General features: G+C 66.7%; 22 protein-coding genes. 12 read left to right on the top strand and 10 right to left on the bottom strand.

The genetic code is table 11. The annotated features are described in order from the left end of the window. Position 1 precedes the first annotated feature (1 nt). Together ABZV91_RS22255 and ABZV91_RS22250 are read left to right on the top strand one after the other, a co-directional pair. Entirely contained in the window at positions 2-1108 is a 1107-nt protein-coding gene (locus ABZV91_RS22255) for an acyl-CoA dehydrogenase family protein (protein ID WP_355244808.1), read from the top strand. Between the two features lie 75 nt (positions 1109-1183). Continuing rightward, positions 1184-1441, top strand: coding sequence for an AbrB/MazE/SpoVT family DNA-binding domain-containing protein (locus ABZV91_RS22250; protein WP_355244805.1), 258 nt, complete (start codon positions 1184-1186; stop codon positions 1439-1441). Positions 1442-1506: 65 nt separating this feature from the next. Here ABZV91_RS22250 and ABZV91_RS22245 read toward each other — a convergent pair whose 3' ends face one another. From ABZV91_RS22245 to ABZV91_RS22235, 3 genes are all read right to left on the bottom strand, one after another. Next, the gene (locus ABZV91_RS22245; protein WP_355244802.1) at positions 1507-1875 is read right to left on the bottom strand and encodes a type II toxin-antitoxin system death-on-curing family toxin; all 369 of its coding nucleotides are present in this window, start codon (positions 1873-1875) and stop codon (positions 1507-1509) included. Next, the gene (locus ABZV91_RS22240) at positions 1875-2072 is read right to left on the bottom strand and encodes an antitoxin Phd (protein WP_355244799.1); all 198 of its coding nucleotides are present in this window, start codon (positions 2070-2072) and stop codon (positions 1875-1877) included. The genes ABZV91_RS22245 and ABZV91_RS22240 overlap by 1 nt, the downstream gene beginning before the upstream one ends. Before the next feature lie 196 nt (positions 2073-2268). Beyond that, positions 2269-3915 (bottom strand): acyl-CoA synthetase, encoded by a 1647-nt coding sequence (locus ABZV91_RS22235; RefSeq protein ID WP_355244796.1) that lies wholly within the window; start codon positions 3913-3915, stop codon positions 2269-2271. Positions 3916-3977: 62 nt separating this feature from the next. Here ABZV91_RS22235 and ABZV91_RS22230 point away from each other — a divergent pair, with 62 nt between their 5' ends. Further along, on the top strand, positions 3978-4760 hold the full coding sequence (locus ABZV91_RS22230; RefSeq protein WP_355244877.1) for a crotonase/enoyl-CoA hydratase family protein: 783 nt from the start codon (positions 3978-3980) through the stop codon (positions 4758-4760). A gap of 91 nt (positions 4761-4851) precedes the next feature. On the opposite strand, the gene ABZV91_RS22225 is transcribed toward ABZV91_RS22230, so the two are convergent. Continuing rightward, positions 4852-6000, bottom strand: a complete 1149-nt coding sequence (locus ABZV91_RS22225) for a transposase (protein WP_355244793.1) — start codon at positions 5998-6000, stop codon at positions 4852-4854. 215 nt (positions 6001-6215) lie between these two features. Beyond that, entirely contained in the window at positions 6216-6632 is a 417-nt protein-coding gene (locus tag ABZV91_RS22220; RefSeq protein WP_355244790.1) for a VOC family protein, read from the bottom strand. A 299-nt stretch (positions 6633-6931) separates the two neighbouring features. On the opposite strand from ABZV91_RS22220, the gene ABZV91_RS22215 reads away from it, so the two are divergent. After that, positions 6932-7936 (top strand): sigma-70 family RNA polymerase sigma factor, encoded by a 1005-nt coding sequence (locus ABZV91_RS22215; RefSeq protein WP_355244787.1) that lies wholly within the window; start codon positions 6932-6934, stop codon positions 7934-7936. Positions 7937-8075: 139 nt separating this feature from the next. Next, a complete protein-coding gene (locus ABZV91_RS22210) occupies positions 8076-9329 on the top strand; it encodes an ATP-binding protein (RefSeq protein ID WP_355244785.1) in 1254 nt (417 codons plus the stop codon). A gap of 111 nt (positions 9330-9440) precedes the next feature. On the opposite strand, the gene ABZV91_RS22205 is transcribed toward ABZV91_RS22210, so the two are convergent. After that, positions 9441-10481, bottom strand: a complete 1041-nt coding sequence (locus ABZV91_RS22205; RefSeq protein WP_355244782.1) for an LLM class F420-dependent oxidoreductase — start codon at positions 10479-10481, stop codon at positions 9441-9443. A gap of 151 nt (positions 10482-10632) precedes the next feature. Between ABZV91_RS22205 and ABZV91_RS22200 the strand changes: the two genes are divergently transcribed. The 5 genes from ABZV91_RS22200 to ABZV91_RS22180 all read left to right on the top strand — a co-directional run bounded on the left by ABZV91_RS22200 (position 10633) and on the right by ABZV91_RS22180 (position 15222). Continuing rightward, entirely contained in the window at positions 10633-11556 is a 924-nt protein-coding gene (locus ABZV91_RS22200) for an OB-fold domain-containing protein (RefSeq protein ID WP_355244874.1), read from the top strand. A gap of 13 nt (positions 11557-11569) precedes the next feature. After that, complete coding sequence (locus ABZV91_RS22195; protein ID WP_355244779.1) at positions 11570-12634, top strand: thiolase domain-containing protein; 1065 nt, start codon at positions 11570-11572, stop codon at positions 12632-12634. Between the two features lie 70 nt (positions 12635-12704). Then, the gene (locus ABZV91_RS22190; RefSeq protein WP_355244776.1) at positions 12705-13871 is read left to right on the top strand and encodes a thiolase domain-containing protein; all 1167 of its coding nucleotides are present in this window, start codon (positions 12705-12707) and stop codon (positions 13869-13871) included. 2 nt (positions 13872-13873) lie between these two features. Then, positions 13874-14749, top strand: coding sequence for a TIGR03619 family F420-dependent LLM class oxidoreductase (locus ABZV91_RS22185; protein ID WP_355244871.1), 876 nt, complete (start codon positions 13874-13876; stop codon positions 14747-14749). Positions 14750-14805: 56 nt separating this feature from the next. Beyond that, the gene (locus tag ABZV91_RS22180; protein ID WP_039821889.1) at positions 14806-15222 is read left to right on the top strand and encodes a nuclear transport factor 2 family protein; all 417 of its coding nucleotides are present in this window, start codon (positions 14806-14808) and stop codon (positions 15220-15222) included. 229 nt (positions 15223-15451) lie between these two features. Here the strand turns inward: ABZV91_RS22180 and ABZV91_RS22175 are convergent, their stop codons facing one another. Then, positions 15452-16708 carry a cytochrome P450 gene (locus ABZV91_RS22175; protein WP_355244868.1) on the bottom strand — a complete coding sequence of 419 codons (1257 nt, stop codon included), beginning with the start codon at positions 16706-16708 and terminating at the stop codon, positions 15452-15454. Between the two features lie 158 nt (positions 16709-16866). Here ABZV91_RS22175 and ABZV91_RS22170 point away from each other — a divergent pair, with 158 nt between their 5' ends. Further along, positions 16867-18030 carry a steroid 3-ketoacyl-CoA thiolase gene (locus ABZV91_RS22170; RefSeq protein ID WP_355244773.1) on the top strand — a complete coding sequence of 388 codons (1164 nt, stop codon included), beginning with the start codon at positions 16867-16869 and terminating at the stop codon, positions 18028-18030. A 434-nt stretch (positions 18031-18464) separates the two neighbouring features. Further along, complete coding sequence (locus ABZV91_RS22165) at positions 18465-18881, top strand: helix-turn-helix domain-containing protein (RefSeq protein ID WP_011207048.1); 417 nt, start codon at positions 18465-18467, stop codon at positions 18879-18881. 235 nt (positions 18882-19116) lie between these two features. Here ABZV91_RS22165 and ABZV91_RS22160 read toward each other — a convergent pair whose 3' ends face one another. From ABZV91_RS22160 to ABZV91_RS22150, 3 genes are read right to left on the bottom strand one after another with little or no spacing between them, the layout of a single operon-like run. Next, complete coding sequence (locus tag ABZV91_RS22160) at positions 19117-20139, bottom strand: hypothetical protein (RefSeq protein WP_355244771.1); 1023 nt, start codon at positions 20137-20139, stop codon at positions 19117-19119. Next, the gene (locus ABZV91_RS22155) at positions 20136-20648 is read right to left on the bottom strand and encodes an ImmA/IrrE family metallo-endopeptidase (RefSeq protein WP_355244865.1); all 513 of its coding nucleotides are present in this window, start codon (positions 20646-20648) and stop codon (positions 20136-20138) included. Before ABZV91_RS22155 ends, ABZV91_RS22160 begins: the two co-directional genes overlap by 4 nt. A 5-nt stretch (positions 20649-20653) precedes the next feature. Continuing rightward, complete coding sequence (locus ABZV91_RS22150; RefSeq protein ID WP_355244768.1) at positions 20654-22015, bottom strand: hypothetical protein; 1362 nt, start codon at positions 22013-22015, stop codon at positions 20654-20656. Positions 22016-22316 lie beyond the last annotated feature (301 nt).

Genomic DNA, 22316 nt, shown 5'->3' with positions numbered 1-22316 from the left:
CATGGATTTCACCCCCACCGAAGCCCAGTCGGATCTGGCCCGGCTCACCGGCGAGGTCTGCGACAAACTGGTCACCGCCGATCGCCTGCGCGAATTGGACGCAGGTACCGCGAAGTTCGACGAGCCGCTGTGGAAATCGCTCGCGGAGACCGGCGTGCTCGCCGCCGCCCTGCCCGAGGAAGTGGGCGGCAGCGGCTTCGGTTCGCTCGAACAGACCGCGATCCTGCGCGAACTCGGCAAGGCCGTCGCCGCGGTCCCCTACCTGTGGTCGGTCGTCCTGGGCGCGGGCGCACTGTCCGAGTTCGGGTCCGCCGAGCAGAAGCAGCTCGCCACCGACGCCGGCGCGGGCACCGCGATCCTGACCGTGGCGCTGGCCGAGGAACACAACTGGGAACCGGCCCGCCCCACCACGACGGCCACCGAGACCGACGGCGGCTGGCGCGTCACCGGCACCAAGACCACGGTCCCGGTCGCCGACCGGGCGGCCCGCATCCTGGTCCCCGCGACAGTGTCCGGGGTCGCCGCCGTCTTCCTGGTCGACCCCGCGGCCGACTCCGTCACGGTGACCGCCCAGCAGGTGACCGACCGTAGCGCCGAATCACTCGTCGAGTTCACCGACGCGCCGGCCGAGCTGCTCGGCACCGTCGAGGACGGCGCCCGGATCCTGGACTGGCTGCTCGACCGGGCCTGGCTCGGCCTGGCGGCCCAGCAGCTGGGCACCCTCGAACGCTCGCTGGAACTGGTCGCCGACTACGCCCGCGAACGCGAGCAGTTCGGCCGCGCCATCGGCAGCTTCCAGGCCGTGGCCCAGCGCCTGTCCGACAGCTACATCAGCCTCCAGGGTCTGCGCCTGACGGTCACCCAGGCCGCCTGGCAGCTCGCCGAGGGCCTCGACGCCACCGGGGCCGTGCACACCGCGAAGTTCTGGGCCGCCGAGGCGGGCCATCAGATCGCCCACACCCTGGTCCACGTACACGGCGGCGTCGGTATCGACCGCGATCACATCGCGCACAACTATTTCACCGCCGCCACCCGCAACGAGTTCGCCCTGGGCGGGGCCACCAACCACCTGCTCCCCCTGGCGCAGTTCGTCCCCGAATCCGCCTGAGCTGCCACCTTGTCGAGCGGTCTCACCGCGCGCAATATCACGTAGTACACGTCATACGTACGACGGGAGCGCGCGGTGATAATCGACAGCAAAGGCCAGATCACCATTCCTTCGGCCTTACGAGCGAAGTTCGACCTGCACGAAGGAGACGACGTGGAGGTGATCGAGGTCGATGGCACGCTCCGTATCGTCCGGAGCGGTGACAACCCTACTCGCGGCGAGCAGCTGGTTGATCGATTGCGCGGCACTGCCGACAGTAGAGGGATCGAGGGTATGAGCACCGACGAAATCATGGACTTGCTCCGTGGCAACCGACCTGCGCCCGAGCGGTAGCCCAGCGACCCTGATCCACTCGTCGCTTCGAATGGCTCTCCGCCGGCTGCGCCGACCGAGGCCCGTCATCCTTCGAAGCTTGTCAGTCCTTCGCCGATCTTTGCCAGGTCGAGCTGCCCCTGTGCCACCGCCAGGACGAACTCCTCGGCCGCGTCCACATCGAAATCCGCTGCCAGTGGATGCCCGTTGAGATGCAGGAACACCCATGTGGCATACCAGGCAAGCCGCTTGTTCCCATCGACCATCGTATGGTTGCGCGCAATCGACTCCATCAATGCCGCGGCCTTCTGCCATATATCCGGGTAGGCGTCCTGGCCGAATACGCTGGCCCGTGGACGTGCCAGCGCCGACTCCAACAGTCCGTAATCCCGGACCTCCGCGGTACCCAGCCGCTCCGCGAGGTTCATCAACTCGACGAGCGTCAAGTACTCCATCAGGCGAGCCGTCGATTGAGTTCCTCGCTGGCAGCCAGAACATGATCGGCGGCTTCGTTGAACAGTCGCGAATGCTCGTTGATCGCGGATATCACGGCATCGTGCGCGAACTGCTGCATGCTCCGCCCCTCCCGTTCGGCACGCTTTCGCAAGGCCTCCAGCTCTTCATCGCTGAATCTGACGTTCAAACCGGCCATACCGAACGGTACCACCCGGTACCACCAGCGGCCCCCGGACTCAACCGCGCACCAGAGTCACGACACGAGGTGCTTTCGACCGGGCCTGGAGGCAAAGGGCCCGCTGCATGTCCCGACAACCGCGCTCGGCGGCTCGTCGTGGCAAACAGCGGGGTGCCGCAATCTGTCGTGCGGCACCCCTACGTCGTGTCCGGTCCTACGAAGCGTTACCCGCCGACCCGTGCTCGTCGGCGTCGCGCTCCTCGGTCTGCGCCTTGGCCCATTTGTAGTCGGGCTTACCCGCCGGCGACCGCTTGATCTCGTCCACGAACCACAGGCTGCGGGGCAGCTTGTAGGAGGAGATCTCCCGGGTCAGCACCGGGCGCAGTTCCTCCAGGGTGGGGCGTTTGTCGCCGCGACACTGCACCACGGCCGCCACCCGCTGTCCCCAGCGCTCGTCCGGGACGCCGACCACCAGCGCGTCGAAGATCTCGGGATGGCATTTCAGCGCGCCCTCGACTTCTTCGGGGTAGATCTTCTCGCCACCGCTGTTGATGCTGACCGAACCACGCCCGAGCATGGTGACGGTGCCGTCCTCCTCGACCCGTGCCCAGTCGCCGGGGATGGAGTAGCGGACGCCGTCGTACTCCTTGAAGGTCGCCGCGGTTTTCACCGGGTCGTTGTAGTACCCGATCGGGATATGGCCCTTGCGCGCCAGCACACCGGTCTGCCCGGATCCCGGGACGACGGGCTTGCCGTTCTCGTCGATCACCGCGGTGGACGCGTCGATCTTCACCCGCGGACCGCCGGTATGCGTCGCGCCCTTGGCGGCGATGGAGATACCGCCGAAACCGGTCTCGGAGGACCCGATCGAATCGGTGATCACCGTATTCGGGAGCAGGTCGATGTACTCGTCCTTGAGCGCGGGCGAAAACAGCGCCGCGCTGCTGGCCATAGCCCACAGGTTGGCATGCTGATAGGGCTCACCGGTCTCCGGATGGCCGGCCTTCAGCGCGTCCAGCATCGGCCGCGCCATGGCGTCGCCGGTTATGAAGATCATGTTGATGCCGTGCGCGTCCACGGCCTGCCAGACGGTGTGCGCGTCGAACTCCGGGATCATGACGGTCTTGCCGCCGTCGAACAGGCCGTGGAAGACCGCGGTCTGCGAACCGCCGTGGATGAGCGGCGGGATCGGGTAACGCACCATCTGACCGCCGGCCGCGCCGGTCTTGGCCTGCTGCCATTCGTCTTGGACGTACTCACCGGTCATGAAGTTGATACCGCCGCCGAGCACCCGCCACCAGTCCTCGTGGCGCCACATGACGCCCTTGGGCATCCCGGTGGTGCCGCCGGTGTAGATCATGAAGATGTCGTCGTTGGACCGATCGCCGAAATCGCGTTCGCCCGACGATTCCGCCAGTGCCGCTTCGTACTCCACCGCATCCGCGGGCGTGGCGGCGTCCGTGCCGTCGTCGACGATCAGGACCGCTTTCAGATGCGGGACCTTCGACCGGACGTTCACCACCTTGTCGGTGTAGCGCCGCTCGTGGATGAGCGCCACCATGTCCGAATTCTCGAAGATGTACTGCAACTCGTTCTCGACGTAGCGGAAGTTGACGTTCACCATCACCGCCCGCGCTTTGAACACCGCCAGCATCGACTCGACGGCCTCGATGGTGTTGCGTGAGTAGATACCGACCTTGTCGCCCGGCTGGACACCGCGTTCCAGCAGGTAGTGCGCCAGCCGGTTCGCCCGGTCCTCCAATTGGGCGAAGGTCACCGAGCGGTGGTCGTCAGCCAGCGCAACCCGGTCCGGCACAAGGTCGATGGTGTGTTCGACGAGGTCGGCTATGTTGTACGTCACAAGGTCAAAAATAGAACGTGTTACTGTTTCTGGCAAGGGTCCGAGTAACAGGAGAAACAACGATGCCTCAATGCCTCGTCGAGAAGCGCGGCCATGTCCTCATCGTCACCATGAACCGCCCCGAGGCGCGCAACGCGCTCTCGACCGAGATGATGGCGATCATGCGCGATGCGTGGGATCAGGTCGACAGTGATCCCGATATTCGCGTCGCGATCCTGACCGGCGCCGGCGGGGCCTTCTGCGCGGGCGCCGACCTCAAGGGCATGACCCAGCAGCATCCTGGGGATTCGTTCGCGGGCGGGGGCTGGGATCTGTCGAAGATCGAGGCGCTGCTGAAGGGCCGGCGGCTCACCAAACCGCTGATCGCCGCCGTCGAGGGCGCGGCCATCGCCGGCGGAACGGAGATCCTGCAGGGCACCGATATCCGGGTCGCCGGCGAGAGCGCGAAGTTCGGGGTGTCCGAAGCTCGCTGGGGCCTGTTCCCATTGGGCGGCTCCGCGGTCCGGCTCGTCCGTCAGGTCCCCTACACGGTTGCCGCCGATATCCTGCTGACCGGCCGGCACCTGAGCGCCGCCGAAGCCAAGGACATCGGCCTCATCGGCCATGTGGTGCCGGACGGCCAGGCACTGGACAAGGCGCTCGAACTGGCGGAGCTCATCGCGGCCAACGGCCCCCTCGCGGTGCAGGCGATCCTGCAGACCATCCGCGACAGCGAATGCATCCCCGAGGAAGAGGCCTTCCAGATCGACGCGAAACTCGGCATGGCGGTCTTCCAGTCCGCCGACGCCAAGGAGGGCCCCAAGGCGTTCAAGGAAAAGCGCAAGCCGAACTTCAGCGGCAATTGACACCCTCGCCCGCCTGAAGGCGGACGATTCCTACCAGCACCCCGGCAGGGCGCTGTCGGTGGGTTCCTGTTTCACAGGGGCCCGCTTCCCGCTAGGCGGGAAGGCTGACAGCCCCTCCGCAGGCGTTTAACCTCTCGGCGCGTCCCGCCGCGAGAACATTGACAGCCGCATTCAGATCACGGTCGTGGACGATGCCACACGTACACGTCCAGGTGCGCACATGCAGTCGTTTCTTGTCCCCGACCACCCCGCATACCGAGCACATGCGGGTGGAGGGAAACCAGCGGTCCACCTTCGAGAAGGCCCGCCCATACCGGACAGCCTTGTCTTCCAGCATGCGAACGAACATGCCCCACCCGGCGTCATGGACCGACTTCGCCAACCGAGTACGGGCCAGACCTTTCACGCATAAGTCCTCGACGAACACCGCTTGGTTCTCGCGGATAATCGTCGTGGACTGCTTATGTGCCCAATCCCGCCGCATATCGGCCACGCGAGCGTGAGTCTTGGCGACCCGGAGACGAGCCTTGATCCGGTTGGCCGAGCCCCTCTGTTTACGAGACAGCACCCGCTGAGCTTTTTTCAACCGCCGTTCGGCCTGCCGCAGGAAGCGCGGCGAGGCGATCGTCTTGCCGTTGGACAGGACAGCGAACGTCGACAACCCGAGATCTATCCCGACCTCGGTGTCGGCCTCGGGCAACAGCTCGGCACCTACTTCCACCACGAACGACGCGAAATACCGGCCCGCAGCGTCCTTGACGATCGTCACCGACGACGGCTCCGACGGCAGGCCCCGTGACCAGCGCACCGTCACGTCCCCAATCTTCGGAAGACGCAACTTCCCGCCCGCCGTGACCTGGAACCGCGCGTTCTTCGTGAACCGAATCGCTTGCCGATTGTCTCGACGGGACCGATACCGGGGCGCACCGACCCGTGTACCTTTCCGTTTCCCGGTGACCGAGGCGAAGAAGTTCCGGTACGCGGTATTCAGGTCGGCGAGCGCTTGTTGCAGCACCACCGACGACACCTTACCGAGCCACACCCGCCCGGGGTCCTTCTTCGCTGCGGTCAACGCCTTCGACAGCTCAGCATCTGTCACATACGGCAAACCCTCGCGGCGGGCGGTCTCCCGCACGGTGAGTGCGTCGTTGTACACCACCCGCGCGCACCCGAACGCCCGAGCCAACGCTAGCTGCTGGCCGGGCGTCGGATACACGCGGAAGTTGTACCGCAACTGCATAACACGACCCTATCCCCAGGTACCGACAACCATATTTTTTCGATGCACCGACAAGACCGCCGGTCAGGGCATGCTCGACCATCGATGGCCTTTCGCGTCCGCTTTCACCACCGCCGTGAACGGCGGTGCACCAGCGGACATCTTGGTAGCGAGTAGGTGGAGAACGCTGAACGCCCCGGCCGACATTGCGGCCGGGGCGTTCGCGCGCGGTGTGATCAGGCGCTGGGGTAGTCCATGTAGAACGGCTCCCACTGGTGACCGTCGGGGTCCAGGAAGGTCCGGCCGTGCATGCCGACCTGCGCCTCCTGGGCCTGCTTGTCCGTATTGATCTCCTCGGTACCGCCCGCGGCCACCGCGGCCGCGGTCAGCCGGTCGACCTCCTCGGCGCTGCTCAGCGACAGTGCGTAGGCGGCACCGGTGGCGGCCCGGGTATCGGCGATCGGCCGCCGGCTGAAGGTGGCGAAATGCCCATGGGTCAGCAGCATCAGGCAGATATTGTCGTCGACCACGATGCAGGCGGCATTGTCGTCGGTGAAATCGTCGTTGACCTTCCACCCGAGTGCCTCGTAGAACTTCTTGGACCGTCCCAGGTCGGTGACGGGTAGGTTCACGAAAATCATCTTGCTGCTCACGGTGTCGATCCTTTCGGGAGGGTGGTCTGCGTTGCGCCGGCTGCACAGGTTCGGACGCGGGCCATCCCGGAAAATCATCGGTGCCGGACCGATTCCGCCGAAACGACCTCGCCACCGGTCTCGGGACCTCCGCCCGCGGAACGGAGACCCGACCGAACCGGCAGTACGGGCGCGGGCAACCGGCCGGTGCGTTGCGGATTGTGGCAGCTGGGGCCAGGCGATACTTCTGGGAAACCGACCGAAAAAGGGGCGTTTCATCCTCTGTTCACTTGTCGGTGCCCTGTGCCACAGTGGCACGCATGAGCGAGCAGACCGGCACTGTCGACGCCGATGTCATGAGATCCTTCGAGGTGCACCGGCGGGAACTGTGCGCCTACGCCTACCGCATGCTGGGTTCGTCCTTCGAAGCCGAGGACGCCGTCCAGGACGCGTTCACCCGAGCCTGGAAGTCCTACGACTCCTTCGAGGGCCGGGCCAGTCTGCGGTCCTGGCTCTACAAGATCACCACCAATATCTGCCTGGACATGCTCGACGGCCCGCAGCGCCGCGCGCGGCCGATGGATCTGTCCGGCCCGTCGACACCGGACCGGCCGCTCCCGACCCCGCAGCCGGACTACGTCTGGGTCGAGCCCATTCCCAACTCGCTCGCCTTCGGCGCCGACCCCGCCGAGCACGCCACCGCCAAGGACTCTCTGCGCCTGGCGTTCGTCGCCGCCTGCCAGCATCTGCCCGCCACGCAGCGCGCCATCCTCATCATGCGCGAGGTCCTGCGCTTCTCGGCCAACGAGACCGCCGAGGCACTCACCATGAGCACCGCCTCGGTGAACAGTGCCCTGCAGCGGGCCCGTGCCACCATGAGCAAGGTCAAGCCCGCCGATACCGACACCTACGACGAATCCGACGACAACCAGCGTGAACTCGTCGAGAACTTCGTGACGGCGTTCGAGTCCTACGATATGGACGCGCTTACCGCTCTGCTGAAAAGCGATGTGGCGCTGTCCATGCCGCCCTTCGACCTCTGGGTTTCCGGCCCGGAGAACGTGGCCGCATTCATGCTCGGTACCGGTGCGGCCTGCCAGGGCTCGCGTATGGTGCCGCTGGCGGGCGCCAACGGCCATCCCGCGTTCGGCCACTACAAGCCGAGTGGCGAGCCGGGCCGCTGGCTGCCGTGGTCGATCACGGTGCTGGAAATGCGCGACGGCGTGATCACCGGGCTCAATTTCTTCCTCGATACCGAACGCCTGTTCCCGCTGTTCGGTCTGCCGCCGGAATGGACAGAGGAACCGGCGGGCGAACCGGCCTGACGGCCGCCTACCCAGCCACCGGACCGCCTGATCACCGTCCAAGTGACCACCAACCTACCGTCCAGGTGACCACCAACCTACCGTCCAAGTGACCAGCTGCACTGCGTCCAGATGACCATTTCAGTGCCATAATGGCTGGATGAACGAGTTTCGACTCCTTCCCAGGCATGCCGAAGAGCTGGTCACCGAATCACTCGCGGATACCCGCGTGGTGCTGGTCAATGGGGCCCGCCAGGCCGGCAAAAGCACACTCACTCGCCTGGCCGGCCACAAACAGCCGGACACCATCGTCCGGCTGTTGGACGATCCGGCTACCCTGCGGGCCGCCCAGGAGGATCCGGCCGGGTTCGTCGATCGCGACAGCGGGTTGACCATCATCGACGAGATCCAGCTCGCGCCGGAATTGCTTCGCCCGATCAAGATGACCGTCGATCTCGACCCCACGCCGGGGCGATTCCTGCTGACCGGATCATCGCGCGTCCTCGCCCTGCGGACACTCCCGGATGCGTTGCCCGGACGAATGGAGATCATCGAGCTGTGGCCCTTCGCGCAGGGCGAGATCGATGGGCAACCGGACCGATTCGTCGATGCGGCGTTCCGCCACGGCCCCGATATAGACCACTCGTCCACGCTCAGACGCCGGGACTATCTCGAACGCGCTGTAGTCGGCGGATTTCCGGAAGCGGTCCGGCGCAGTCCCCGCCGCCGGTCCGCATTCTTCGATTCCTATCTACAGACCCTTGTCGAACGTGATGTACTCCAACTCGCCGCCATCGAGCGGCACGGCGAAATGTTGAAACTGCTGGCACTGCTCGCGGGGCGGGTGGGCAATCTGCTCGTACCGGGAACCTTGGCCGGCCAGTCCGGTCTTTCCCGGACCACAGTGGTGCGCTATCTCGAGTTGCTGCAATCGGTTTTCCTGATCAAGAGTATCCCCGCGTGGTCACCCGGACCGACCTTCCGGGCGATCGGAACCCCCAAGCTGGCGTTCGTCGATTCCGGAATTGCCGGCCACCTCCTCGGACAGGACGCCGCGCATATGGACGATCCCGGCGGTGCCGCCGGCCCGATGCTGGAAAACTTCGTAGCAATGGAACTCGCGCGACAACTGACCTGGGCGCAACAGCGAGCGCACATGTATCACTATCGCACCAAGGACAAGGTCGAAGTCGACGTGGTGCTGGAGACCCCGGACGGCCGTGTCGTCGGAGTGGAAGTCAAGGCCGGGGCAACAGTACGGACCGAGGATCTCACCGGCCTGCGCAACCTCGCGCAGAAACTGGAGGACAAGTTCGTGGCGGGCTACGTCCTCTACACCGGCAAACAGACCCTGCCATTCGGGCCCAAGCTACGGGCGGTCCCGATGGACGCCCTCTGGCGGCTCGCTCCGTAACTGTTTGTCGCCGGCCGGTACGGCCGGGGCCGATGCCGCCGCGGGCGCTAACCGAAACCCGCCGGGTGCTGCCTCCGGCGGGTAGCGTAGACAAGTATTTCTGAAACAAGTTCACGGGGTGTCGACCAGTGGCGCCAACCGCTTCAGTTGGTCCACATCCGGCACCGAAACCAACAGCATGGTGACACCCGCGGCCTCCCAGACGCCGATCTGCTCGCGCACCTGGCTCTCGTTGCCGATGATCGCGGTTTCCAGTACCAGTTCGTCCGGTACGGCGGCCGCGGCCTCGGCCTTACGACCGGCCTGGAACAGCGTGCCGATCTCGTCGACTTCCTTCTCGTAGCCCATCCGGCGGTACACCTGGGCGTGGAAATTCAGTTCCGGCGCACCCATTCCGCCGATGTAGAGCGAGGTGATCCAGCGCATCCGTTCGATCTCGGCGGCCGGATCGTCGGTAATGATCACCTGCGCGGTGGCGGCGATCTCGAAGTCCGCCCGCGAACGCCGGGCACCCGGGCGGGCGAAGCCCTCGTCCAGCCATTCGTTGTACACATCCGCCATGCGGGGCGTGTAGTAGATGGCCAGCCAGCCGTCGGCGATCTCCGCGGTCAGCGCCACATTCTTCGGCCCTTCCGCGCCCAGCCAGATCGGCAGATCCGCACGTAGCGGATGGGTTATCGGTTTGAGTGGTTTACCCAGGCCGGTCGCGCCCGCGCCGTTGTAGGGCAGCGGGTAGTTCGGCCCGTCGTTGGTCACCGGGCCCTGCCGGGCAAGCACCTTGCGCACGATATCGACGTATTCGCGGGTCCGCTGCAACGGTTTGGCGAACGGCTGCCCGTACCAGCCCTCCACCACCTGCGGACCACTGACGCCGAGGCCGAGAATCGCCCGCCCGCCGCTGAGGTGGTCGAGGGTGAGCGCGTGCATGGCGGTGGCGGTGGGGGTCCGGGCGGACAACTGCACCACCGAGGTCCCCAGTCGTACCCGCTCGGTCGCCGAACCCCACCAGGCCAGCGGCGTGAAGGCGTCCGACCCCCAGGACTCGGCGGCGAACACCGCGTCGAACCCGGCTTCCTCGGCGGCGACGACCACTTCCGCGGCATGCTCCGGTGGCCCGGCGCTCCAGTATCCGAGCTGCAATCCGAACTTCACATCCGACCCCTTTCCGGCCTACTGCTTGCCAGCAGAATAAGAACCTGTTCTACTCGATATCGTGACTCAGGGGAATACTGCACCCACGGTAATTACGCAGGAACGCCCGCCGGGACTGAAACCGAGCGATGTGCTCAGTGCGCCCCTGCGGATGGAGTTCGACTACACGCGCTCCGTGGGACCCATCATCGGCAAGTTCCTTACCGGCCTGCGCGAGCGACGCGTCTTCGGTATCCGCGGTTCGGACGGCCGGGTGCTCGTACCACCGGCCGAATTCGACCCGGTGACCGCCGAACCGCTGTCGGAGTTCGTGGAGGTCGCCGCCACGGGCACGGTGAAGTCGTGGACCTGGGTCCGCGATCCACTGCCCGGACAGCCCTTCGACCGGCCGTTCGCTTACGCGCTGATCCAGCTGGACGGCGCCGACACCGCACTGCTGCACGCGGTCGATGTCGAAAGCCCGGAGCAGATCAGCACCGGTCTGCGAGTGACCGCCCGCTGGGCGGCCGAACTCACCGGCACCATCCACGACATCGTCTGCTTCGAGCCCGGTGAGACCCCGACGGCGGAACCGACCCCCGCCTCGGAGGCCGACCCGGTCACCATCATCACCACCCCGATCGGGATGGACTACAAGCACACCGCCTCTCCAGAGGAGAGCACCTTCCTGCGCGGCCTGAAAGAGGGCAAGCTCATCGGCGCGCGGGCCGATGCGCACAGCAAGGTGTACTTCCCGCCGCGCGGCGTGGACCCCATGGACGGCCGGTCCACCGCGGAAACGGTCGAACTGGCCGAGACCGCTACGGTCACCACTTTCTGCATCGTGAACGTGCCGTTCCTGGGGCAGCGGATCAAACCACCGTATGTGGCGGCGTATGTCCTGCTCGACGGTGCGGATATTCCTTTCCTGCACCTCGTGCTCGGCTGCGACGCGAGCGAGGTGCGGATGGGTATGCGGGTCAAGGTGGTCTGGAAGCCGCGCGAGGAGTGGGACTTCACCATGGCCAATATCAGCCACTTCGAGCCGACCGGCGAGCCGGATGCCGACTACGACACCTACAAGCATCACCTGTGAGAGGGCTCCCCGCGTGACCATCACCGAGCGTTCCATCGACAACGCCACCGAGATCGCCGTCGTCGGCTTCGCGCACGCACCGCATGTGTCGGAGACCTACGGCACCACCAACGGGGTGGAGATGCTGGTGCCCTGCTTCCAGCAGCTCTACGACCAGCTCGGCATCACCAAGTCCGATATCGACTTCTGGTGCTCCGGATCGTCGGACTATCTGGCCGGGCGATCCTTCTCGTTCATCTCCGCCATCGATTCGATCGGCGCCGTACCGCCGATCAACGAATCCCATGTGGAGATGGACGCCGCCTGGGCTCTGTACGAAGCGTGGGTGAAACTGCGCACCGGCCAGGTACAGACCGCCCTGGTCTACGGCTTCGGGAAATCTTCCGCGAGCACGCTGCGCCAGGTGCTGTCCACCCAGCTCGACCCCTACCTGGTCACGCCTTTGTGGCCGGATTCCCTGGCCATCGCCGGGTTGCAGGCCCGGGCGGGGCTGGACGCCGGCCGCTGGACCGAACGCGATATGGCCGCCGTCTCGGCCGCGCACACCGTCGACGGGAAATCGGTCGACGAGTTGCTCGCCAACCCCTATGTCGCCGACCCGCTCCGGGAACACGACTGCGCGCCGATCACCGACGGCGCCGCGGCCATCGTGCTCGCGGTCGGCGACCGCGCCCGCGAACTGACCGAGCGTCCCGCGTGGATCACCGGGATGGCCCACCGGATCGATTCCGGTGTGCTGGGCGCCCGCGACCTCACCACCTCGCCGTCGGCGGCCGCCGCGGGACAGGCGGTGACCACCGGCGACACCAGCGGTATCGACGTCGCCGAACTGCACGCGCCGTTCAGCCACCAGCAGCTCATCCTGACCGAGGCGCTCGGCCTGAAACCGGAGACGAAGGTCAACCCGTCCGGCGGCGCGCTGGCCGGCAATCCCATGTTCGCCACTGGGCTGGAGCGCATCGGCTACGCCGCGCTGCCCATCATGGCGGGCACCGCGGGCCGCACTCTGGCACACGCCACCAGCGGCCCGGCCCTGCAGCAGAACCTTGTGACCGTTTTGAACTCGGAGGCACAGTGAATCACCATCGCGCAGCCATTCGCTGTGCCGACCGGGCGCGGGTGTCCCGCATGACACAGGAGGCCGGCCGATGAGTTTCCCCGCCGCGGTGCTGGGCACCGGACAGACCCACCACGTCGCCAAACGCAGCGATGTCTCGATGGCCGGGATGTGCCGTGAGGCGATCGACCGGGCATTGGCCGATGCCGATCTGACCATGGCCGATATCGACGCCATCGTCATCGGTAAGGCGCCGGACATGTTCGAGGGCATGATGATGCCCGAGCTGTACCTGGCCGACGCGCTGGGCGCCCCCGGGAAACCGCTGTTGCGGGTGCACACCGCGGGCTCGGTCGGCGGTTCCACCGCCTGTGTGGCCGCCAGCATGGTGCAGGGCGGTGTGCACGAGAAGGTGCTCGCCATCGCCTGGGAGAAGCAGTCGGAATCGAATGCGATGTGGGCGCTGTCGATCCCGGTCCCCTTCACCATGCCGGTCGGCGCGGGTGCCGGCGGCTACTTCGCTCCGCATGTGCGGTCCTATATCCGCCGCTCGAATGCGCCCCTGCACATCGGCGCGATGGTCGCGGCCAAGGACCGGCGCAACGGCGCCAAGAACCCGCACGCCCATCTCAAACAGGGCGACAAAACCGCCGACGAAGTGCTCGCCTCGCAGATGCTCTGGGATCCCATCCGCTTCGACGAGACCTGCCCCTCCTCCGACGGTGCCTGCGCCGTGGTCATCGGCGGTGAGAAATCGGCGGCCGCGGTGGAGGCGTCCGGCAAGAAGGTCGGCTGGATCCACGCGACCGCCATGCGCACCGAACCGCTGGCCTACGCCGGGCGCGACCAGGTGAACCCGCAGGCCGGCCAGGAAGCCGCGAAGGCGCTGTGGGCGCAGGCCGGGATCACCGATCCGCTGGCCGAGATCGATGCCGCCGAGATCTATGTTCCGTTCTCCTGGTTCGAGCCGATGTGGCTGGAGAACCTCGGGTTCGCCGCTCCCGGCGACGGCTGGAAACTCACCGACAAAGGCGAAACCGAGATCGGTGGCGCCCTGCCGGTGAACCCATCCGGCGGTGTGCTCTCCTCGAACCCGATCGGCGCCTCCGGCATGATCCGGTTCGCCGAGGCCGCCAAACAGGTCATGGGCCGGGCCGGCGACTACCAGGTCGAGAATGCCCGCAAGGCGTTCGGCCACGCCTACGGCGGTGGCTCGCAGTACTTCTCCATGTGGGTCGTCGGATCGGAACGCCGATGACGCTGCAGTTCAGCCTCGGTATCGCGCTGAGTCCGCTGGACCAGCTGCCCGAACTGGCCCGGACCGCGGAGGAGGTCGGATTCACCTCGATCGCCCTGCCGGATTCGCTGTTCTACATGAAATCCCAGGCGGCGAAGTACCCGTACACCCCCGACGGCAGCCGCTTCTGGGGTCCGGACACGCCGTGGGTGGATCCGCTCATCGCCGCGACCGCCATGGCCGCGGTGACCACCCGGCTGCGCTTCTACACCAATGTGCTCAAGCTCGGTTCCCGAAATCCGCTGCTGCTCGCCCGCCAGGTCGGGTCGGTGGCGAACCTGTCCGGTAACCGGTTCGGGTTCGGGGTGGGGATCGGCTGGGCACCGGAGGAATTCGAATGGTGCGGGGTGCCCTACGCGCGCCGCGGCGCCCGCGTGGACGAGATGATCGAGGTCATCAAAAAGGTCCTCGCGGGGGGCATGGTCGAGTACCACGGTGAGTTCTTCGATTTCGACGAACTGCAGATGAGTCCCGCACCGAGCGAGCCGGTCCCGTTCTACATCGGCGGTCATACCGATGTGGCGCTGCGCCGCGCCGCGAAGGTCGGGGACGGCTGGACCTCGGCCATGATGAAGTTCGACGATCTGCAGACCACCATCGCCCGGCTGGGTGAACTCCGCGCCGAATACGGGCGGGCCGAGGTGCCATTCGAGATCCAGGCGGTCTGCATCGACAAGTTCGGCCGCGACGGCTACCAGGAGCAGTACGACGCGGGTGTCACCGATGCGATCGTGATCCCCTGGCTGGCCGCGGGTATCGGCTTCGACGGTGAACTCGAGGCGAAGAAGGACGCGCTGCGCAAGTTCGCCGAAGACTACATCCAGAACCCGATCAACTGACCTCCGTGTGTGCCGCCACCGGAAGTGGCGGCACACCGGCTGGTCGAGAGGAACCTATGAGCAGCGAGGAACATCCCGCCCGCGCGGCCGGGCTCGCCTCCCAAGCCGCAGTGCGTGCCCGGGACAAGGACGCCTGGCTCGCACTGTTCGCCCCGGACGGTATCGTGGAGGACCCTATCGGCCCTTCCGGTTTCGATCCCGAAGGCAAGGGACACCGTGGACCGGAAGCCATCGGGGCGTTCTGGGACAAAGCGATCGCCGCGACGGATTCCATCGAATTCCTGTTCGGTGATTCGTTCGCCTGTGGCGCCGAGGTCGCGTTCACCGGCACCATCCGCAGCGTTGTCGGTGGCCACCGCATAGATGCCGAGGGCGTGTTCACCTACAAGGTCGACGAAGCCGGCAAGATCCTCGCGTTGCGCGCGTTCTGGGAGGTCGATCGGGCCATGGCGACGGCCGCACCGGCCACCTGAGCGGCGGCCGGCCGGTTTCCCTCCCGGCGCGGCCGCTTCCGCAGTACGGTCCTGCCCCGCACACCACCAGGTGTGCGGGGCAGGACCTTCTACTGTCCGGCGGCAGTGGTTTTACCCGCACGCGATCCGCGGGGATCCCTTCCGGTAGTCGTGGCACCGAGTCCTGGGGAAGGGTCCGGCCCCGCGGACCGTGGTCGCGCGGGGCCGGATGAGCGATGGGTCGCGAGCGTCAGCTTCCGGTCTTACCGGTGACCGGGCAGGTCTTGTAGTCCACTTGGAACTCCTTGACGCCGTTCAGCCACCCCGACCGCAGCCGCTTCGGGTCGCCCAGTTTGGTGATGTCGGGCATATGGTCGGCGATCGCGTTGAAGATCAGGTCGATCTCCAGTTTGGCCAGGTTGGCGCCGATGCAGTAGTGCGCGCCGGTACCGCCGAAGGCCACATGCTGGTTGTCCTCGCGCATGATGTCGAACTTCATCGGGTTCTCGAAGACGTCCTCGTCGAAGTTCGCCGCCCGGTAGACCATCAGCACCCGCTGGCCCTTCTTGATCTGGACGCCGTTCAGTTCGGTGTCCTCGAGCGCGGTGCGCTGGAAGGTGGTGATGGGGCTGGCCCAGCGGATGATCTCGTCGGCCGCGGTCTTGGGGCGCTCCTTCTTGTAGAGCTCCCACTGATCCGGGTTCTCCAGGAAGGCGATCATGCCGTGGGTGATGGCGTTGCGCGTGGTCTCGTTACCCGCGACGGCCAGCAGCATCACGAAGAAGCCGAATTCCTCGGATTTGAGCGATTCACCGTCGAGATCGGCCTCGACCAGGGTGGTGACGATATCGTCGGCCGGACAGGCCTTACGGGCCTCGGCCATGGCGTAGGCGTATCCGAGCAGTTCGGTGGATGCCTGCACCGGGTCCACATCGATGTCCGGATCGTCGTAGCCGGTCATCTCGTTGGACCAGGTGAACACCTTCATCCGGTCCTCCTGCGGGACGCCGATCAGCTCGGCGATCGCCTGCAGGGGCAGTTCGCAGGCGATCTGGGTGACGAAGTCACCGGACCCGGCCTCGGCGGCGGCCTTGACGATGGCCTCGGTGCGCTTGGACAGCTCTTCGCGCAGCGAGTTGATCGCGCGGGGGGTGAAGCCGCGCGAGATGATCTTGCGCATCCGGGTGTGCTCGGGCGGGTCCATGTTCAGCAGGATGAAACGCTGCAGTTCGATCTGCTCACGCTCGATATCGTCGTTGAAGCGCGGCAGCGCCGTGTTCTCGAATGTCGAGAACACGTCGCTGCGCCGCGACACCTCCTTGATATCGGCGTGCTTGGTGACGACCCAGAAGCCGTCGTCGTGGAATCCGCCGACCTCCGGGGATTTCTCCTGCCACCAGATCGGTGCGGTACGCCGGAGTTCGGCAAACTCCTCGACCGGAATCCGCTGCACGTACATGTCGGGGTCCGTGACGTCGAACCCGTCCGGCAGGTTCGGCCGGGCCATGCGCGTATCCACCACCAGATGTCTCCTTCGACAAACTGAAACACGTTCTACAATCATTGAAGCACAGGCGGGAGAACGAGGAAAGAAAGTGGACTGATCACGCCTCGTGCCGTGTGCGGAACACGTTACAGTTTTATGTCCGAAACGAAAGGTTAATGATGGGCACACCCGTTATCGTCGAGGCAGCTCGCACCCCCATCGGCAAACGCAACGGCTGGCTGTCCGGGCTGCACGCCGCCGAGATCCTCGGCCTCGCCCAGCGCGGGCTGCTCGATCGGGCCCACCTCGACCCCGCCAAGGTCGAACAGATCATCGGCGGCTGCGTCACCCAGGCCGGCGCCCAGTCCAACAACATCACCCGCACGGCCTGGCTCGCCGCCGGCCTGCCGTGGCAGGTGGGCGCCACGACCATCGACGCGCAATGTGGTTCGGCCCAGCAGGCCAACCATCTCGTCGCCGGCCTGATCGCCACCGGCGCCATCGATATCGGTGTGGCGTGCGGCGTGGAGGCGATGAGCCAGGTGCCGCTGGGCGCCAATGTCGGCGACCAGGCCGGCCCGCGCCGACCCGCCTCCTGGGATATCGATATGCCCAACCAGTTCGAGGCCGCCGAGCGAATCGCCAAGCGGCGCGGTATCACCCGCGAGGACGTGGACGCGCTCGGCGTGCGGTCCCAGCGCCTGGCCGCCCAGGCATGGGCGGAGGGCCGGTTCGACCGCGAGGTCCTCACCGTCACCGCGCCGGTGGTCGACAAAGAAGGCAATCCGACCGGGGAGAAGCAGGAGGTGAGCCGCGACCAGGGTCTGCGGGAGACCTCCGCGGAGAGCCTGGCCAAATTGAAGCCGGTACTCGAGGGCGGAATCCACACCGCCGGAACGTCTTCGCAGATCTCCGACGGCGCCGCGGCGGTACTGCTGATGGACGAGAAAGCCGCCGAACGCGAGGGGTTGCGGCCGCGGGCGCGGGTGGTGACCCAGTGCCTGGTGGGCTCCGAACCGGAATTCCATCTCGACGGTCCGGTCCAGGCGTGCAGCCGGCTGCTGGAGCGGTCCGGTATGAGCATCGGCGATATCGACCTGTTCGAGATCAACGAGGCGTTCGCTTCCGTAGCATTGTCCTGGGCGCAGGTGCACAAGCCCGATTTCGACCGGGTGAACGTGAACGGTGGCGCGATCGCCCTCGGCCACCCCGTCGGATCCACCGGGTCCCGCTTGATCACCACGGCTCTGCACGAACTCGAACGTTCCGACCGGAACATCGCAATGGTTCTCATGTGCGCCGGTGGCGCACTCGCGACAGGAACGATCATCGAACGCCTGTAGCGGATCGCCGAATTCCCTAATACAACGGGACATGGGCCCGTGTGGATCCCAGCCGCACCCGCACGGGCCCCGTGTCCATCACAAATTCGACCCGGTAGGTTGAACGTTCATCTCAACTTTCGGCAGACGTGTCGTACGCCACACAATGGCCTTGACGCGACTACGGAAGGGATACCAGCTATCCAGAGGCTACTGGCCCCCCGCCCGGGAAGACCCCCGCGACGGGCGGCTACCTGGCCGTATCAGAGGTCCACAAGTCCGGTGCGGGTAACCCGCAAACGCGGTACCCCGGTCCACTTCCCCTGATATGCGCCTGGAAGCTTCAAGGAAATCCTGATTCAGGCGTAGGTTTTCAGCTACTGAGCCGCTAATATCAATGATAGGTATCCGAGATAACGACTCTTAGTACAATGAAGGGAATTGGGCGGCTCACAATGGCTGATTTCGCGGCGCGGCTGAACAAGCTGTTCGAAACCGTGCATCCCCCGGGGCGCAAGCCGCATACCAATGCAGAGGTAGCGGCCGCTCTGACGGCATCCGGTCATCCGATCTCCAAACCGTATCTGTCGCAGTTACGGTCGGGCCAGCGTACGAATCCTTCCGATGAGACGGTTGCGGCGCTGGCCAAGTTCTTCAAGGTGAAGCCCGACTACTTCTTCAACGACATCTACGCCGCGAAGATCGACCACGATCTGGAACTTCTCTCGCAGCTACAGGGTTACGGTCTGCGCCGGCTGTCCAGCCGGGCCTTCGACCTGTCGGAGGAGTCGCAGAACCTGCTCACCTCCATGGCGGAAAAACTGCGTGCGAGCGAAGGCTTGCCCGAAATTCCGCCGGACGGCACCGAATAGCAGACAACCGTCGGCACGGTGTGATCTCCCTCGGGGTCGCGCCGTGCCGTCGTCTGCGCCGTGGAAATCCACACGCAATGTTCCCGGAGGCGGGAAGAAAATCCTTCGGCGAAGCTCTCTAAGCGCTTGAAGTTCTGCGGCCCGGAAGAATACAGACCGACCGCTCGGCACGATTACCGAGCTTCCTCAGGGATAATCACAGTGACGTAACGGGTGGTCCGCATACCTCGGGCAACTACGTAACCGTGACCGCTGAGCGATCGGTCGGTTCCGGTTCCGCTTCGAAGGCCACAGCGATCGCCCGCACCCATCCGCGCGGACTCACGCCCTCGGGCGGTGCGATCCAACGAGAGTCCACCACGGCCCGACCCAGCGGGTTCCGGGCCCACCGCGCCACCCGTTCCGCACGGTCGCCCACCGCCGCGGGAGGCTCTCCGGCAGCGGCGATCTCGACACCGCCGCCCGACTGCAGGTAAAGCGCGTCCATGATCTGCGCCACCCGGTCCGACGCCCTGAGCTGGGTCGATGTCCCAGTCTCCTCTTGGACGACCTCCGGGAAACGTTCGACCAGCACTGTGTGCAAGGCCCGCACCCGGCGCAGCAGTAAGCGTGCCCGCACCCACATCTCCACCACGATCCACACCGCGCCGAAGGCGACGAGGAGCGCGGCCAGCTGCCAGAACGGCCAGGCCCACGCCGGTTCACCCGGCCCGGGACGAGAAGCACCGGTGATCCCCCGGTGCACCTGGCCGACAGACGAGCCGACGACCAGCGCGGTGCCGGTGATATAGACGGAGATGCCCCGGCCGAGCGCGGTCCAGCTCAGGTTGCGCAGCCCGGTCACCACGATGAAGACACCGGCCGCCGCGGTGACCGCCCACCCCGCGGTGAACGACCCGCTGAGGGTTCCGGCGACGGCGAAGACCCAGGTTCCGTATATGCCCCCGGCGATCTGGCGCAGATTACGGCGCGAGACCACGGGCCAGGCCGCGGAGGCGACCACCGACGTAGCGGCGGCGAAGAGCAGCCAGGCGGATACCACCAGCCCCTCCGACAACGGCCCCGGCGGCAATCCGCCGGGCAGCAGATTGTCGATGGCCAGTGCCACATCGGGTACCGCCGCGGTACAGGCCAGCGCGACCGCCGAAACGGCCACCACTATCGCCACCCGCGCGGTGGTCGCGGGTTTGACGAGCACCCGTCCCACCCGCGCACCCGCGGCGACCCAGACGATCAGGGCGGTCAACCAGAACGTCATCCCAGAGCCTCATCGAATCGAAGGACCGAGACGCCCGCGCCCCGGCTGTTGAACACGCGCAGCCGCGTCATCAGCATGGCGGCGAAAGTTTCGGCCTCCCATTCGGCCTGGTCGTCGTCGCCGTCCTCGAGCGCAGTCTGATGGGCGCGCTGACTCAGCATGTAGGCGATGAGCTCGTCGCTCACCTCCAGTGTCACCTCGGGTGCCGGGGCCCCCTCGTGGTCGAAGATGATATGGCCCAGCTCGTGGGCCAGCGTATGGTCCCGGCTCGGCAGCGCACTGGCGAGCACGATGATGTCCTTGGTCGGGTAGCACCGACGCTGGCCGCAGACGCCGGGACCGAGGTCGGCATCGGCGATTTCGATCGGGCGGCCCCGCTCGGCGGCCACCGCGTCCACCACTGCCTCGAGCGTGGTGGCGTCGGCATCGGCGGCGATCGCGCACACCGCGTCGACCGCGGCCGCGACCCGTCGATAGGCCCGGGCGCTCTGTGTCCGGCTCTGGGTCATGGCGATCACGCACCCGTTCCGAAGAATTCGGCACGCGCGGCGTCGACCCGCGCCTGCGCCTGGGCGGCGCTGTGGTAACTCATCACGGCCGAACCGGTTCCGGCGATGGCCAGGGCGATCAGCCCGCCGATCACCGACAGGACCTTGGGCTCGGGCAGCAGACCCTCGGCATTCGTCGGACGCACCGCGTGATTCGGCGGCGCGGCGACGACCTCCGGCGCGGACCCACCGGCGGCGGGCGTTCCGGGGACAACGGGCGCGACCACCGGCACCGGAACGGCGACCCCGAGCGCCGGTGCCGCGGCGCCACCGCCCGCACCGCCACCGGGGGCCGGTAATGCCAGCGGCGGCCCGACGGGCGGCGCCGGAACCGGTGGCAGCGGCAGCAACAACAGCAGCAGCGGGGCCGCCGAACCCACCCCGGCCGAACCGACCGCGGCCGAACCCGTCGCCGCCGAACCGGCCGCGGCCGAACCCGTGGCCGCGGAACCCACAGCAGCCGAACCCACTCCGGCCGAACCGGTGCCGAGTATCCCGGCTCCGGCCGAACCGGTCGCGGCCGAACCGGTCCCGAGTACGCCGACACCTGCCGAACCGAGCGCGGCCGAGCCCGTCCCGAGTACGCCGACGCCGGCCGAACCTACGGCGGCCGAACCGGTTCCGAGAGCTGCCGAACCCGTGCCGAGTGCGGCCGAACCGGTCGTACCGACGCCGAGGCCGGCCGAACCCACAGCGGCGGAACCGGTTCCGAGGACGGCCGATCCGGTACCGAGCGCGGCGGAGCCGGTGACACCCAGGGGTGCCGCGGCCGCCGAGCCGACGGCGGCCGAGCCGGTGGCCAGAATGGTGCCGAGGGCGGTGCCCAGCCCCACCGGCCCGAGGGGTTCGGCGACCGGCGCCGGATCCGATCGCGGGGCAGCGACCGGCGCCGGTTCGCCGGTATCGACCGGTTCCGGCTCCTGCGACCGACCGGGAATGTCCAGGGGCTGCCACTGCGCGACATCACCGGAATCCGCACCGCTGCTACCGGTCCCGGACTCCGTGCCCGCCGCCGGACCGGGGACCGGCCCCGGTGCGCTGCTACCGGTCCCGAGATCGGTGGGTGGGCGGGATTCGGCGGGAGGTCGCTCGCCGGACGCGTCGGCCGGTTCGGTTTCGCTGCCCGGTATTGCGAGTGGACCGCCCGTGGGAGTGCCCGCATCCGGCAGAGGCGGGGCGACACCTTCGCCTCCGCTGCCGGAGGGGCCCTGTTCGGTTACCGGCCCCCGGCCCGGATTCGCTTGAGCGAGTGTCGGCCCACCGAGTAGTCCCAGGCATCCGGCCGCTCCGGCTACTGCGAGCAATCGCTTGATGCGACCCACGGCCATGCGCCAGTCAACCCCTCGATCGATATTGCGGATTCGCCCGGCGGTGACGTCTTCCGGGCAGAACGAACAGATGGTTGCTCATGGTAAACCAGCGGACTCACCGGTGCATAACGAAGTGGCGACATCGCCCGGCCGGTCCTGGCTATCCGCTGCTCGAGCGCCAGGGCACAGCGGAAGACAGTTCCCGGAGCATGGAGCAGATCACATCTGCCGGGTGCGATATCCAGTAGCTGGACAGCCTCGGATACCTGACGAAACGGGTCCGTCCCGCCGTCGGCCGACGGCGGGACGGACCCGTTGG

The sequence above is a fragment of the Nocardia sp. NPDC004568 genome (assembly GCF_040609955.1).
In the GTDB taxonomy this organism is placed as follows: domain Bacteria; phylum Actinomycetota; class Actinomycetes; order Mycobacteriales; family Mycobacteriaceae; genus Nocardia.
The sequence above is the reverse complement of the archived record's forward strand: the minus strand, read 5'-3'. Positions and strand labels throughout refer to the sequence as shown.

Excerpts from the sequence above, each read along its gene's own strand:
- ABZV91_RS22255 (WP_355244808.1), top strand. The coding sequence starts at position 2 with ATGGATTTCACCCCCACCGAAGCCCAGTCGGATCTGGCCCGGCTCACC.
- ABZV91_RS22245 (WP_355244802.1), bottom strand. The coding sequence starts at position 1,875 with ATGGAGTACTTGACGCTCGTCGAGTTGATGAACCTCGCGGAGCGGCTG.
- ABZV91_RS22240 (WP_355244799.1), bottom strand. The coding sequence starts at position 2,072 with ATGGCCGGTTTGAACGTCAGATTCAGCGATGAAGAGCTGGAGGCCTTG.
- ABZV91_RS22230 (WP_355244877.1), top strand. The coding sequence starts at position 3,978 with ATGCCTCAATGCCTCGTCGAGAAGCGCGGCCATGTCCTCATCGTCACC.
- ABZV91_RS22225 (WP_355244793.1), bottom strand. The coding sequence starts at position 6,000 with ATGCAGTTGCGGTACAACTTCCGCGTGTATCCGACGCCCGGCCAGCAG.
- ABZV91_RS22215 (WP_355244787.1), top strand. The coding sequence starts at position 6,932 with ATGAGCGAGCAGACCGGCACTGTCGACGCCGATGTCATGAGATCCTTC.
- ABZV91_RS22210 (WP_355244785.1), top strand. The coding sequence starts at position 8,076 with ATGAACGAGTTTCGACTCCTTCCCAGGCATGCCGAAGAGCTGGTCACC.
- ABZV91_RS22200 (WP_355244874.1), top strand. The coding sequence starts at position 10,633 with ATGGAGTTCGACTACACGCGCTCCGTGGGACCCATCATCGGCAAGTTC.
- ABZV91_RS22190 (WP_355244776.1), top strand. The coding sequence starts at position 12,705 with ATGAGTTTCCCCGCCGCGGTGCTGGGCACCGGACAGACCCACCACGTC.
- ABZV91_RS22180 (WP_039821889.1), top strand. The coding sequence starts at position 14,806 with ATGAGCAGCGAGGAACATCCCGCCCGCGCGGCCGGGCTCGCCTCCCAA.
- ABZV91_RS22175 (WP_355244868.1), bottom strand. The coding sequence starts at position 16,708 with ATGGCCCGGCCGAACCTGCCGGACGGGTTCGACGTCACGGACCCCGAC.
- ABZV91_RS22170 (WP_355244773.1), top strand. The coding sequence starts at position 16,867 with ATGGGCACACCCGTTATCGTCGAGGCAGCTCGCACCCCCATCGGCAAA.
- ABZV91_RS22165 (WP_011207048.1), top strand. The coding sequence starts at position 18,465 with ATGGCTGATTTCGCGGCGCGGCTGAACAAGCTGTTCGAAACCGTGCAT.
- ABZV91_RS22160 (WP_355244771.1), bottom strand. The coding sequence starts at position 20,139 with ATGACGTTCTGGTTGACCGCCCTGATCGTCTGGGTCGCCGCGGGTGCG.
- ABZV91_RS22155 (WP_355244865.1), bottom strand. The coding sequence starts at position 20,648 with ATGACCCAGAGCCGGACACAGAGCGCCCGGGCCTATCGACGGGTCGCG.
- ABZV91_RS22150 (WP_355244768.1), bottom strand. The coding sequence starts at position 22,015 with ATGGCCGTGGGTCGCATCAAGCGATTGCTCGCAGTAGCCGGAGCGGCC.